Origin of the sequence: Streptomyces sp. NPDC002734, assembly GCF_040295685.1 — a bacterium.
Lineage (GTDB): Bacteria > Actinomycetota > Actinomycetes > Streptomycetales > Streptomycetaceae > Streptomyces.
In genome coordinates this window covers 121,328-133,504 of the sequence record NZ_JBEOVU010000009.1, presented here as the reverse complement: position 1 = coordinate 133,504, position 12,177 = coordinate 121,328, and the positions used below count along the sequence as shown (strand labels likewise).

14 protein-coding genes and 1 tRNA gene are annotated in these 12,177 nt (G+C 72.5%); 13 read left to right on the top strand and 2 right to left on the bottom strand.

The genetic code is table 11. The features are described 5' to 3' along the window. Positions 1–151: 151 nt before the first annotated feature. On the top strand, positions 152–448 hold the full coding sequence (locus ABT026_RS10880) for a type II toxin-antitoxin system VapB family antitoxin (RefSeq protein ID WP_108956311.1): 297 nt from the start codon (positions 152–154) through the stop codon (positions 446–448). 92 nt (positions 449–540) lie between these two features. After that, the gene (locus ABT026_RS10875; RefSeq protein ID WP_351113833.1) at positions 541–1,197 is read left to right on the top strand and encodes a LytR C-terminal domain-containing protein; all 657 of its coding nucleotides are present in this window, start codon (positions 541–543) and stop codon (positions 1,195–1,197) included. A gap of 109 nt (positions 1,198–1,306) precedes the next feature. On the opposite strand, the gene upp is transcribed toward ABT026_RS10875, so the two are convergent. Beyond that, positions 1,307–1,942 carry a uracil phosphoribosyltransferase gene (gene upp / locus ABT026_RS10870; RefSeq protein ID WP_351113832.1) on the bottom strand — a complete coding sequence of 212 codons (636 nt, stop codon included), beginning with the start codon at positions 1,940–1,942 and terminating at the stop codon, positions 1,307–1,309. 150 nt (positions 1,943–2,092) lie between these two features. Between upp and ABT026_RS10865 the strand changes: the two genes are divergently transcribed. The 8 genes from ABT026_RS10865 to ABT026_RS10830 all read left to right on the top strand — a co-directional run bounded on the left by ABT026_RS10865 (position 2,093) and on the right by ABT026_RS10830 (position 7,522). Beyond that, positions 2,093–2,986: a TrbL/VirB6 family protein gene (locus ABT026_RS10865; RefSeq protein ID WP_351113902.1), complete on the top strand. Its 894-nt coding sequence runs from the start codon at positions 2,093–2,095 to the stop codon at positions 2,984–2,986. A gap of 197 nt (positions 2,987–3,183) precedes the next feature. After that, the gene (locus ABT026_RS10860; protein ID WP_351113897.1) at positions 3,184–3,747 is read left to right on the top strand and encodes a tRNA adenosine deaminase-associated protein; all 564 of its coding nucleotides are present in this window, start codon (positions 3,184–3,186) and stop codon (positions 3,745–3,747) included. 111 nt (positions 3,748–3,858) lie between these two features. Then, the gene (gene tadA / locus ABT026_RS10855; protein WP_351113896.1) at positions 3,859–4,290 is read left to right on the top strand and encodes a tRNA adenosine(34) deaminase TadA; all 432 of its coding nucleotides are present in this window, start codon (positions 3,859–3,861) and stop codon (positions 4,288–4,290) included. Between the two features lie 98 nt (positions 4,291–4,388). Next, positions 4,389–4,473, top strand: a tRNA-Ser gene (locus ABT026_RS10850). A 170-nt stretch (positions 4,474–4,643) separates the two neighbouring features. Continuing rightward, complete coding sequence (locus ABT026_RS10845; RefSeq protein ID WP_351113895.1) at positions 4,644–4,826, top strand: hypothetical protein; 183 nt, start codon at positions 4,644–4,646, stop codon at positions 4,824–4,826. 40 nt (positions 4,827–4,866) lie between these two features. Further along, positions 4,867–5,160, top strand: a complete 294-nt coding sequence (locus ABT026_RS10840) for a Dabb family protein (protein WP_108956322.1) — start codon at positions 4,867–4,869, stop codon at positions 5,158–5,160. A gap of 415 nt (positions 5,161–5,575) precedes the next feature. Continuing rightward, positions 5,576–6,391 carry an RNA polymerase sigma factor SigF gene (locus tag ABT026_RS10835; RefSeq protein WP_351113894.1) on the top strand — a complete coding sequence of 272 codons (816 nt, stop codon included), beginning with the start codon at positions 5,576–5,578 and terminating at the stop codon, positions 6,389–6,391. Between the two features lie 243 nt (positions 6,392–6,634). Next, a complete protein-coding gene (locus tag ABT026_RS10830; RefSeq protein ID WP_108956324.1) occupies positions 6,635–7,522 on the top strand; it encodes an RNA polymerase sigma factor SigF in 888 nt (295 codons plus the stop codon). Positions 7,523–7,642: 120 nt separating this feature from the next. On the opposite strand, the gene ABT026_RS10825 is transcribed toward ABT026_RS10830, so the two are convergent. Further along, positions 7,643–7,840 (bottom strand): hypothetical protein, encoded by a 198-nt coding sequence (locus tag ABT026_RS10825; protein ID WP_351113831.1) that lies wholly within the window; start codon positions 7,838–7,840, stop codon positions 7,643–7,645. A 313-nt stretch (positions 7,841–8,153) separates the two neighbouring features. On the opposite strand from ABT026_RS10825, the gene ABT026_RS10820 reads away from it, so the two are divergent. The 3 genes from ABT026_RS10820 to ABT026_RS10810 all read left to right on the top strand — a co-directional run bounded on the left by ABT026_RS10820 (position 8,154) and on the right by ABT026_RS10810 (position 12,105). Beyond that, positions 8,154–8,636, top strand: a complete 483-nt coding sequence (locus tag ABT026_RS10820) for a MarR family winged helix-turn-helix transcriptional regulator (RefSeq protein WP_351113830.1) — start codon at positions 8,154–8,156, stop codon at positions 8,634–8,636. A gap of 86 nt (positions 8,637–8,722) precedes the next feature. Then, on the top strand, positions 8,723–11,131 hold the full coding sequence (locus ABT026_RS10815; protein WP_502967950.1) for an MFS transporter: 2,409 nt from the start codon (positions 8,723–8,725) through the stop codon (positions 11,129–11,131). Positions 11,132–11,283: 152 nt separating this feature from the next. Further along, positions 11,284–12,105: a YceI family protein gene (locus ABT026_RS10810; RefSeq protein WP_351113828.1), complete on the top strand. Its 822-nt coding sequence runs from the start codon at positions 11,284–11,286 to the stop codon at positions 12,103–12,105. Positions 12,106–12,177 lie beyond the last annotated feature (72 nt).

Sequence of the window (12,177 nt, the reverse complement as noted above, 5' to 3'; positions counted from 1 at the left end):
CGGCCCGCCGGCGCCTGCGTTCACCGGCCGCCGGGTTCACTGCGCGGCGGTGACCGTCCGGGTGACGCCGGGGCGTCGCGGGGTGTGCACGGGGTGGCCGGTTCGAGTTACGTGGCTGCGCCGGGCGCACCATCCCCGGTAGGCTTTCCGTGTGATCTTCAAGCGCATCGGAAACGGCCGGCCGTACCCCGATCACGGCCGGGAAAGCACCCGGCAGTGGGCGGACGTCGCACCGCGCCCGGTCCGCCTCGATCAGCTCGTGACGACCAAGGGCCAGCTGGACCTCGAGACCCTGCTCGCCGAGGACTCCACCTTCTACGGCGACCTCTTCGCGCACGTCGTGAAGTGGCGGGGCGATCTCTACCTGGAGGACGGCCTGCACCGCGCGGTCCGCGCCGCGCTCCAGCAGCGTCAGATCCTGCACGCCCGCGTGCTCGAAATGGACTGACCGGCGCAGGCTGTTGACCCTTTCGGGTTGTCTCCCGCCAGGATGATGATCGTCTTGTAGGCATCCTCGGCCGGGCGCACTACGCTGCGCTCATGAGCATGCTGACCCCACCCGGCATGGGCGGCCGGTACCGCGTGACGGGGAAGACCTACCCCCGCATGCGCCGGCCGAAGAAGCGCCGCAGAATCGTCGCGCTGACCGCGCTCCCCGTGGCCCTGCTGGGGCTCCTCGGCTGGGGCACGTTGCAGCTCATCGACGTCTTCACCGGCGGTGACCAGGCCTCCGCGGCCGGCGCGAGCGCGCGGTGCGCCGCCCGCCCGTCCGCTTCGCCGACCCCCGCGAAGGTCTATCCGCGGCCCGACGGCATCACCGTCAACGTCCTCAACGCGACGACCCGCGAGGGTCTGGCCAAGAAGACCGCCGACGAGCTGAAGAAGCGCGGCTTCAAGATCGGCGAGGTGGGCAACGCGCCGAAGGAGTACGACAAGAAGGTCAAGGCCGCCGGGCTGCTGATGGGCGGCCCGGAGACGGCCGACACCGTGCTGCCGGTGCTGGACACCCAGCTGGCCGGGGCCGAGGTCAGGACGGACCCGGCGCGCAAGCCGGACGCGAAGGCGAAGACGCCGGTGGTCGACCTGATCATCGGCGACGCCTTCAAGGACCTGTCCGCGCCGGGCGACGCCGACAAGGCGCTCACCACGCTCACCGCCCCCGCACCGGCCCCCGAGGCCACCCGCAAGGGCTGCTGAGCCCCCGCACCCACTCCCCTGACCCGCGCCGGCCTCCACCCGCGCCTCCGCAACGTGAAAGACCTCGCCCCGAGGGGCGAGGTCTTTCGTCACGTGCGTGTGGGAGGCGTTACTCCGCGGCGCCGTACATGCGGTCGCCCGCGTCGCCGAGGCCCGGCACGATGTAGCCGTTCTCGTTGAGCCGCTCGTCGATGGAGGCGGTGACCACGGTGACCGGCACGTCGGCCAAGTCGCGCTCCATGATCGCCACGCCTTCCGGAGCGGCCAGCAGCACCACGGCCGTCACGTCGTCGGCGCCGCGCTCGATCAGCTCGCGGATGGCGGCGACCAGCGTGCCGCCGGTGGCCAGCATCGGGTCCAGCACGTACACCTGGCGGCCGGAGAGGTCCTCCGGCATCCGCGTGGCGTAGGTGGAGGCGGTCAGCGTCTCCTCGTTGCGCACCATGCCGAGGAAGCCCACCTCGGCGGTCGGCAGCAGCCGGACCATGCCGTCGAGCATGCCGAGGCCGGCCCGGAGGATCGGCACCACCAGGGGGCGCGGGTGGGACAGCCGGGTACCGGTGGTGGTGGCCACCGGGGTCTCGATCTCGACCTGCTCGGTGCGCACGTCACGGGTGGCCTCGTAGGCCAGCAGGGTGACGAGCTCGTCGGCGAGCCGACGGAAGGTCGCGGAATCGGTGCGCCGGTCGCGCAGGGTCGAGAGCTTGTGGGCGACCAGCGGGTGGTCGACGACGTGGAGACGCATTGCTCCACAGTAACCGGGCGCGAGGACCCCACCCACCAGGCCGTCCGGTCCCCGGCGGTGGGTGCGTCCGCCTCGTCCGGGCGGCATCGAATCCTGCGACCGAGGGAAGGTGGAGGGAACACGGACAGACCGGACCGGGGTGGTGACGCTGTGCCCGACCGCAGTCCCCGACAGCAGGCGCCCCGACGGCAGCCGCCGCGGGACAAGGCGAAGAGGTCCCGGGCCGGCGAGCCCGGCACCGGCGCCGGCTCCCCCACCGGGCGCGGCCCCGGCGAGTCCGGCACCGCCGAGCCACGCACCGGGCGTGCCGAGTCGCGCACCGAGCGCGGGACCGGCACCCGTCCCGCCTCCCGCGCCAAGGCCGGTTCCGGGGACCGCGCCGCCAAGGCCGGCACCGGGGCGGGCCCCGCAGTCCCCGGGTCCCGTGCGAAGCCCGCCGCCGAGCCCCGCCCCGGGTCCCGCGCGAAGGCCGGAACCCGGCCCCCCGCCGCGAAGGCGGGCACCGGGTCCCGTTCGGCCGAAGCAGGCACCGGGCCCCGTTCGGCCGAAGCAGGCACGAGGTCCCCTTCCGCCGAGGCAGGCACCGGGTCCCGTGCCGGGGCCGGGTCGGGCGCCGCCGAGCGGTCCTCCGGTACCGGTGCCCGGAGCGCCTCCCGCGCCAAGGCAGCCACCGACTCCCGTGCCGGCGGCACCGCCGCCTCCCGTGCCGGCGGCGGGACCGGGACCGGACCGGGACCCGCCGGCCCCGCCGACGAGACCCGCACCGAGCGCCGGGCCGTGGCCCGGACCGTGCTCGGGACGGGGCCGGGGCCCGCCGCCGGGTTCATCCCCCCGTCCGGCGCCCCGCGCCGCAGCAGCTCCGAGCCGCCGCCCCCGCCCCGCCCGGTGAGGCCCCCGGAGACGGACGAGGAGCGGCGTCGCCGACGGGCCCAGTTCCTGCGCGACCTGGCCGAGGCGCGCGAGCTGCGCGCCCGCGTGCAGCCCCGCCGCGCCAAGGCGGCACGCCTGCGCCACGCCATGCGCATGCGCACCTTCCGCTGGTAGGCGCACCACGACGCGCCGGGCGCGCGAAGGGCTTCGGGGCAGATCCCGGGCAAAAGAGCCAGACACAGGCGGTCGAAGACATCCCCTGGGCGCGAGGTTTCTGCCACGATTCCGAGTGGGCGGAACCTCGGTTCCCGCCCGCGACCCCGCCGGGGGGACCCCCAACCGGCACACCTATGACCAGTGGGAGAGTCACGGTGTACTTCGCCGCACTGCTCGCGCGCACCGAAGACGGGTGGGAAGCGAGCGACACGGAGCTCGACGATGTGGAGACCCTGGCGGACCTGGCCGACCTGGCCCGGGAAGCCTCGCCCGACGACGACACGGTGCTGGTGCTGATCGAACAGGAGGACGCCTGGTTCGGCGTGGTGCGCGTGGACGGCGAGGACGACCCTCGCATCTACGTGTCCAACGCGGCGGCAGCCCGCCGCAGCTCCTACGGGGAGATCCTGCTCACCGACGACGTGCTCGGCCGCGATCCGGAGGAGGACGACACCACCGACCTGGACACCCTGGACCTGGACGGCACCGAGGACGGTGAACCGCTCGTGACGGCCGGCGCGTCCGACGACAACGACGAGAACGACGACGGCACGACCGGCCCCGGCGGCTTCGTGCCGCACGGACCGGTCGGCGACGCCGCCGTCCTGGACGACCTCGGCGTGAGCGAGAAGGAACTCCGTCTCCTGGTGGCGGACGGCGCGCTCAACACCATCGCCGAGACCCTCGGCGCCTCCGAGGTCCTGGAGACGGTCCGCTAACGTCCCCGTGTGACCAACGACCCGACCGCCCCGCGCCCCCTTCCGGGCGCGGGGCGGAGCCGTGCCTCCGGCCCCGGCCCGGATCCCGTGCGCGACCCCTGGCGGTCCGTCATGCGCCTCGCCCTGGACCAGGCGCGGGCCGCGCTGCCCGGGGGCGACGTCCCGGTGGGCGCCCTCGTGCTCGCCCCCGACGGCGTCACGGTGCTCTCCGCCGCCCACAACGAACGCGAGGCCACCGGCGACCCGACCGCCCACGCGGAGGTCCTGGCGCTGCGCCGCGCCGCGGCCGCGCGGGGCGAGTGGCGGCTCCCCGGCTGCACGCTGGTGGTGACCCTGGAGCCGTGCGTGATGTGCGCGGGAGCGCTGGTGCAGTCCCGGGTCGACCGGGTCGTCTACGGCGCCCGCGACGAGAAGGCCGGCGCCGCCGGCTCCCTGTGGGACCTGGTCCGCGACCGCCGTCTCAACCACCGTCCCGAGGTGATCGAGGGCGTCCTCGCCGACGACTGCGCCCGCCTGCTCACGGACTTCTTCCGCGCCCGCTGAGCTCCCCCGACGCCCTCCGGGTTCCCGCCGCGTTCCCCCGCGGACCGGGCCGCGGAACCGATTTCTGCCAGCGGCCACCGTGATGTAAAGTCTCCCTCGGTAGCGTGTCCGAGCGGCCGAAGGAGCTCGCCTCGAAAGCGAGTGTGGCGCAAGTCACCGAGGGTTCAAATCCCTCCGCTACCGCTTCTGAAGGGCCCCGCCGCAAGGCGGGGCCCTTCGTGCGTGTCCCTCGTGAGCCCGGGGGAGGCGCGGGTGCGCGTCCCGTGCGGGCACGGGAACTTGTGTGCGTCCGGGGCCGCGCGGTTAGACTCCCCGCGGCAGCAGGCCGGATGGCTGACGGGGGAGGGACCGCGATGGCGGCGAACGCGAAGACGATAGGGCTGGGCATCGTCGTGGTGTTCGCGCTGTACGTGATCATCACCGACCCCCACACCGCTGCCGGCTATGTCGAGATGGGCTTCGAGGGCATCTCCGCGGCCGCCTCCGCCGTCGGCGATTTCATGACCTGGATCGCGCAGGGCGGCGGCAGCAGCTGACGACACGTTCGCCGAGGCCCCCGTGCACCCGGGAGTCCCCGTGATCCGCCACCTGGTCCTCTTCAAGCTCAACGACGGCGTCGTGCGGGACGACCCGCGGGTCGTCGAGGGGGCGCGGATCTTCGCCTCCCTCGGGGAGAAGATCCCGGAGCTGCGCTTCTGGGAGTGCGGCTGGAACGTCAGCGACCGTCCCATCGCCTACGACTTCGCCATCAACTCCGCGGTCGAGGACGCCGAGGCGCTGCGCGCCTACGTCGAGCACCCGGAGCACCAGGCCGGGGTCGCGCTGTGGCGCGAGTTCGCCACCTGGGTGATCGCCGACTACGAATTCTGACCGTTCCGGATCGCTTCCGGAGCCCTCCGCCGAGCTCGGCGGAGGGCTCCTTCGCGTTCGGGACACGGCCTCCCGGCCCCCTCGGCACCCCGCGCCGCCGCCAACACGGCAGGGGGGCAGGTGCTTGCGCCCCTTGTTCCGTCTTGTGATGCTATGACCGCTTTTGACGGATGAGTTGATCGATGACGAGGTGGAGTTGACCGTGCCGGCCAGTACTGCGCCTCCCGTGCCTTCCCAGGAACCCGCCCCACGCGCCGAGAGCACCGACCGCTCCGCGACCGTGGAGTGCCTGGAGCGCGCCGACCGCCCCACCGAGCACGTCACCGATCGCCCCGCCGACCGCGTGACCGAGCAGCCCGCCGAGCGCGCCGCCGAGCGCGTGACCGAGCAGCCCGCCGAGCCCGTGGCCGAGCGCGTGGCCGAGCAGCCCGCCGACGCCCCCGCGCGTACCGAGCGCACCCGCGGCACCCGGGGCGCGGACACCAGGGCGCTCACCCAGGTCCTCTTCGGGCAGCTCAAGCACCTCCAGCCGGGCACCCGCGAGCACGACCGGGTCCGGGGCGCCCTGATCGAGGCCAACCTCCCCCTGGTCCGCTACGCCGCCGCGCGTTTCCGCAGCCGCAACGAGCCCATGGAGGACGTCGTCCAGGTCGGCACCATCGGGCTGATCAACGCGATCGACCGGTTCGACCCGGACCGCGGCGTGCAGTTCCCCACCTTCGCGATGCCCACGGTGGTCGGCGAGATCAAGCGGTACTTCCGCGACAACGTCCGTACCGTGCACGTCCCGCGCCGTCTGCACGAACTGTGGGTGCAGGTGAACGCCGCCACCGAGGACCTCACCACCGCCTTCGGCCGCTCCCCGACCACCTCGGAGATCGCCGAGCGGCTGCGGATCTCCGAGGAGGAGGTCCTCACCTGCATCGAGGCCGGCCGCTCCTACCACGCGACCTCGCTGGAGGCGGCCCAGGAGGGCGACGGCATGCCCGGCCTGCTGGACCGGCTCGGCTACGAGGACCCCGCGCTGGACGGCGTCGAGCACCGCGATCTGGTCCGCCACCTGCTGGTGCAGCTCCCCGAGCGGGAGCAGCGCATCCTGCTGCTGCGCTACTACAACAACCTCACGCAGTCGCAGATCAGCGCCGAACTGGGCGTCTCCCAGATGCACGTGTCGCGGTTGCTGGCCCGATCCTTCCAACGGCTGAGGTCCGCAAACAGGATCGAGGCATAATCCCCAGGAGGGATTCGGCGGTGCGCCCCCCTGTGCCCCGTTGAGCCGTGACGTGCCGTCATACGGCCTCTGTGCTGCGCCTCTTCACCTGCCACAAGTCGACAAGTCACTACAGCGCGTTGCCGACTTGTGACATTCTTCGGGAAGCGTGTTTGCCGGGACCCAGGCTCCGGTATTCAGGTGAGGGCTGCGCTCCCCGACGGAGCGCCGGCCGCGACCGTCCGCGACCCAAAAGGGGGTGGCATGTCCGCAGACCAGGGCAGCTCGAAGGTGCTCACGCTCACGAAGAGCGCGTCCGCGCCCGACGCGCTCGACAATGTCCCGGGCCTCGACGAAGCGCCGGTTCCGGCGCCCGCCGCCGCCCCGGCCGTCATCGACACCCGCACGCTGTCCCGCTCCCTTTTCCTGCGGCTCGCCTCGCTCGACGAGAACAGCCCGGAGCGCGCCTATGTCCGGGACACCCTGATCGAGCTCAACCTCCCCCTCGTGCGCTACGCCGCGGCCCGCTTCCGCAGCCGCAACGAGCCGATGGAGGACATCGTCCAGGTCGGCACCATCGGGCTGATCAAGGCGATCGACCGGTTCGACTGCGAGCGCGGCGTGGAGTTCCCGACCTTCGCGATGCCGACGGTCGTGGGCGAGATCAAGCGCTTCTTCCGTGACACCTCCTGGTCGGTGCGCGTCCCGCGCCGCCTCCAGGAGCTGCGCCTGGCGCTCACCAAGGCCGGCGACGAGCTCTCCCAGAAGCTGGACCGCTCGCCCACCGTCTCCGAGCTCGCCGCGGTCCTCGGCGTCTCCGAGGAGGACGTGGTCGACGGCCTCGCGGTGGGCAACGCCTACACCGCCTCCTCGCTGGACTCCCCGGCCCCGGAGGACGACGGCGGCGAGGGCTCGCTGGCCGACCGCCTCGGCTACGAGGACACCGCGCTGGAGGGCGTCGAGTACCGGGAGTCGCTGAAGCCGCTGCTGGCCAAGCTGCCCCCGCGCGAGCGCCGGATCATCACGCTGCGCTTCTTCGCCAACATGACCCAGTCGCAGATCGGCGAGGAGGTCGGCATCTCCCAGATGCACGTCTCCCGGCTGCTGACCCGCACCCTGGCGCAGCTGCGCGAGGGCCTCATCGCGGACTGACCGGCCCGCCCGCGGGCCGGCCGTGGAACGACGGACGCCGGGCCGCCGGAACCCTCGGGTTCCGGCGGCCCGGCGTCGTCCGTCCGCGCTCCGGGTCGGACCCGGGGCGCGTCGTGCGTGTCAGGCGAGCGCCAGCCACGCCACCGCGGCGACGACCGCCACGGCGACGACGATGCCGATGATCACGCCGATCCGGGGTCCCGCGGAGGCCGCCTGCTGCTGCTGACGCGCCTGCGGCGCCTCGTCGACGAACGCGCGGAACATCTGGGTGCTGCCGGCCGGGTCGTAATTGCCCTGGGGGCCCTGGGTGTTAGCCATGGCCAGGACCCTAGCGAATGGCGGGTGCCCGGCCCAAGTGCGGGCCGGAACCCGTGCCGAACCTGCCCGGAACCGCCCCGGAGCGTTCCCGTCGCATCCCCGCGACGCCCGCGCGTCCCGCGCGCGGCGCCCGCCCACCCCTCCCCGGACCAGCCGCCGGGCCCTGACCTGCGCTCTTACCCAACCTTCACTTTCGCCAATACTTGCCTTTGCCAAGTTTTGATGTAGCCCACACCGTTTTCATTTGCCTACTGCAACCAACCTTCTTACGGTTGGCATACGCAACGATCGACGCGCGGCCCTGGGAGGCTCGATGGCCAGACAGGCGCAGTTCGAGGAGCTACTGCGGCAGCTCAGCGCCGTCGGCGCCGTCAAGCGGGAACTGGGCCGGCAGCTGCCGGCCGACTGCCCGCCCGGATCGGCCGGCGTACTGATCCTCCTGGACCGTCACGGGGACATGCGCCTGAGCCGGCTCGCGGAGCTGCTCGCGGTGGACATCTCCGTGTGCAGCCGGCACGTCTCGCACGTCGCCGACCTGGGATGGGTGGAACGACTGCCCGACCCGGACGACAAGCGCTCCCGCCTCCTGCGCCTCAGCGACGCGGGCCGGGACCGGCTGGCGGAGCTGTCGCAGCGTTCGACCGCGTTGCTCTCCGAACGGCTCGGGGACTGGAGCGACGAGGACGTCGCCCGTCTCACCGAGCTGATGACGCGCTTCCGGCAGAGCTTCGGCGACTGCCGTCGGAACACCTCGGCCGTGCACCAGCACGACCGTGCAGCACAGACCACCCAGTAGACAAAGGGAAACGTATGGCAACCACCACACCGGCTGGTGTGCGGGCCAACGCCGAGCACGGGGGAGGGACCTCCGGCGGCGTCCAGATGACGCACCGGCAGATCTTGGAAGCCCTGTCGGGCCTCATGCTCGGCATGTTCGTGGCGATGATCTCGTCCACGATCGTGAGCAACGCGATGCCCCGGATCATCGCGGACCTGGGCGGTGGGCAGTCCGCCTACACCTGGGTGATCACGGCCTCGCTGCTGTCGATGACGGCGTCCACCCCGCTGTGGGGCAAGCTCGCCGACCTCTTCAGCAAGAAACTGCTGATCCAGATAGCCCTGATCATCTTCGTCGTGGCGTCCGCGGGCGCGGGCTTCTCCCAGAACCCCGAGACGCTGATCGTCTTCCGTGTCTTCCAGGGCATCGGCGGTGGCGGTCTGTCCGCCCTGTCCCAGGTCATCCTGGCCTCGATCATCGCTCCGCGTGAGCGCGGCAAGTACGCCGGCTACCTCGGCGCGGTGTTCGCTGTCGCAACCGTGGGTGGTCCGCTGCTGGGCGGCGTCATCACCGACACCGAGTCGCTGGGCTGGCGCTGGTGCTTCTACGTGGGCATCCCGTTCGCCGTGGTCGCCCTGATCGTGCTGCAGAAGACCCTGCGCATCCCGGTGGTCAAGCGGAAGGTCAAGGTCGACTGGCTGGGCGCCACCCTGGTGACCGCCGCGACCTGCCTGCTCCTGCTCTGGGTCACCTTCGCCGGTGACAAGTACGAGTGGAACTCCTGGCAGACCTACGCGATGGTGGGCGGCTCGATCGCCCTCGCGCTGCTGTTCGTCCTCGTCGAGTCCAAGGTCTCCGAGCCGATCATCCCGCTGCGGATGTTCCGCAACCGCACCGTCGCGCTGGCCTCGCTCGCCTCGCTCTTCGTGGGCATCGGCATGTTCGCCGGCACCATCTTCTTCGCCCAGTACTTCCAGCTGGCGCGGGGCGAGTCGCCGACCATGTCCGGCGTGCTGACCATCCCGATGATCGGTGGCCTGTTCGTCTCCTCCACCGTCTCCGGCAACCTGATCACCCGCACCGGCAAGTGGAAGGTCTGGCTGGTCTCCGGCGGCTTCCTCCTCGCCGCGGGCCTCGGCCTGCTGGGCACCATCCGCTACGACACCCCGTACTGGCACGTCGCGATCTTCATGGCCGTGATGGGCGTCGGCGTCGGCATGATGATGCAGAACCTGCTGCTCGCCGCGCAGAACCAGGTCGCCCCCAGCGACCTCGGCGCGGCCAGCTCGGTGGCGAACTTCTTCCGCTCGCTGGGCGGCACGGTGGGCGTCTCCGCCTTCGGCGCCGTCCTGGGCAACCGGATCACCGACTACGTCAAGGACGGCGTCGCCGACCTGCCCCCGAGGTACGCCAAGGCGATGGGTTCGGCGTCCGCGAGCGACTCCATCCCGGACCTGTCCTCGCTGCCCGGCCCGGTCCGTGAGCTCATGGAGAGCGCCTACGGCCACGGCATCGCCGACATCTTCCTGCTCGCCGCCCCGATCGCCCTGGTCGCGTTCTTCCTGACGCTCTTCATCAAGGAGGTCCCGCTCAAGCGGCACTCGGCGCTCGACGAGACCGCCGGCGAGACCCCGGCCGACGAGGCCACCGCCGAGGTCCCGGCCACGGCCGGCCCGAAGCACGCCGCCCCGTCCACCGGGGCCGTCGCCGCCGCCACCGCCACCGCGGTGGCCGCCACGGCCACGGTGGAGCGCACCGGCCTCCCGGTGCACGGCCACGTCCGCAACGGCGAGGGCGCCCCGCTGCCGCACGCCGCGGTCACGCTGATCTCGCTGGAGGGACGCCAGCTCGGCCGGGCCATCGCCCAGGCCGACGGCGCCTACGCGGTGGACGTCCCCGGCGTCGGCTCGTACGTGCTGATCGCCTCGGCCGACGGCTTCCAGCCGCAGGCCTCCACGGTCACCGTGAACGGCGAGCCGCTGGCGTACGACATCCTGCTGAGCGGCACGAGCGGCCTGACCGGCGTCGTCCGCGCGGCGGCCACCGGTGAGCCGGTGGTGGGCGCCATGGTGATCGTCACCGACGTGCGGGGCGACCTGATCGCCACCGGCGCCACCGACGAGGCGGGCGAGTTCGCCTTCGCCGCGGTGGTCCCCGGCGACGTCACCGTCGCGGTCAACGCCGCCGGTTTCCGGCCCAGCGCCCTTCCGGTCCAGGTGGCCACCACCGGGGTCACCCGGGTGGAGGCCGTGCTGGAGGCGGGCTCGCAGCTCAAGGGTGTCGTGCGCTCGCCGTACGGCCCGCTGGCGGACGCCCGGGTCACGCTCCTGGACGCGGCCGGCAACGTGGTCTCCACCGCCACCACCGGTGAGGACGGCGTGTACGCCTTCGCCGACCTGGACGGCGGCGACTACACGGTGATCGCCACGGGCTACCCGCCGGTGGCCACCACCCTGGCCGTCCGGCAGGACGTCGAGGACCACGTCGTCGAGCTCTCCCACCCGGGCGAGTAGGCGATCGCGGCCGGTGGCAGGGCTCCCCGAGGGAGCCCTGCCACCGGCCGGTCCTTTTCCCCACCACCGACAGCGCCCCTGCCCGTACTTCGCCGCAGACACTTTCTGCCTCTTTACGGCCAATTTGTAAGCCTTTTTAGGGAGATAAAGGGATGTCTTTGACCGCCCGAGTCCGGACTCGGGACGGATGGGCCGTGTCGCACGCGGTCGTCACGCTGACCGACGCCCACGGCGCCCAGGCCCTGCGCGCCGAGGCCGACGCCGAGGGCGTGGTGCGGGACGCCTCGGCCCTGGCGCCGGGTGCCTACACGGTGATCGTCACGGCCGTCGGCTACGCCCCCGTGGCCGCCAGCGCCCTCGTCACCGCCACCGGGCGCGCCGAGGTCGGCACCGTCACCCTGGCCCGGCAGGGCGGTGAGGAGCTTCCGCCGCCCGGCCCCTGGACCGTCGACCCGGTGCACTCCACGGTCGGAGCAGTCGCCCAGCACCTGGGCATCTCCAGCGTGCGCGGCCGGTTCACCGAGTTCGCCGGCACCGTGGAGATCGCCGCCGACGACGTCGTCCACTCGCGGGTGGACGCGGTGATCGCCGCCGCCTCGATCGACACCGGCAACCGCATGCGCGACGAGCACCTGCGTTCCGAGGACTTCCTCTTCGTCGACAAGTACCCGGAGATCACCTACCGGTCGCACGGCCTCACCCCCTCCGGCAGCGACCGCTGGACGGTGCACGGGGAACTCACCATGCGCGGCCTGGTCCGCCCGGTCGACCTGGACCTCAGCTACCTCGGCACCGGCGCCGACCCGTGGGGCGGCACCCGCGCCGCCTTCCGGGCCACCGCCGAGCTGCGGCGCGAGGACTTCGCGATGAACTACAACCAGATCGTCCAGGCCGGCATCGCCGCCATCGGCACCACGCTGCGGGTGGAACTGGACGTCCAGGCCGTGCGGGGCACCGAACTGCCGGCCGCCTGACGGCCACGCGCCGGCCCGCCGCCAGGACCGGCGGGCCGCGAGCCCTCGCGCCCGTCCGGCCCCTAGGCTGCG

Excerpts from the sequence above, each read along its gene's own strand:
- ABT026_RS10875 (WP_351113833.1), top strand. The coding sequence starts at position 541 with ATGAGCATGCTGACCCCACCCGGCATGGGCGGCCGGTACCGCGTGACG.
- upp (WP_351113832.1), bottom strand. The coding sequence starts at position 1,942 with ATGCGTCTCCACGTCGTCGACCACCCGCTGGTCGCCCACAAGCTCTCG.
- tadA (WP_351113896.1), top strand. The coding sequence starts at position 3,859 with ATGCGCCTCGCCCTGGACCAGGCGCGGGCCGCGCTGCCCGGGGGCGAC.
- ABT026_RS10845 (WP_351113895.1), top strand. The coding sequence starts at position 4,644 with ATGGCGGCGAACGCGAAGACGATAGGGCTGGGCATCGTCGTGGTGTTC.
- ABT026_RS10830 (WP_108956324.1), top strand. The coding sequence starts at position 6,635 with ATGTCCGCAGACCAGGGCAGCTCGAAGGTGCTCACGCTCACGAAGAGC.
- ABT026_RS10825 (WP_351113831.1), bottom strand. The coding sequence starts at position 7,840 with ATGGCTAACACCCAGGGCCCCCAGGGCAATTACGACCCGGCCGGCAGC.
- ABT026_RS10820 (WP_351113830.1), top strand. The coding sequence starts at position 8,154 with ATGGCCAGACAGGCGCAGTTCGAGGAGCTACTGCGGCAGCTCAGCGCC.
- ABT026_RS10815 (WP_502967950.1), top strand. The coding sequence starts at position 8,723 with ATGACGCACCGGCAGATCTTGGAAGCCCTGTCGGGCCTCATGCTCGGC.
- ABT026_RS10810 (WP_351113828.1), top strand. The coding sequence starts at position 11,284 with ATGTCTTTGACCGCCCGAGTCCGGACTCGGGACGGATGGGCCGTGTCG.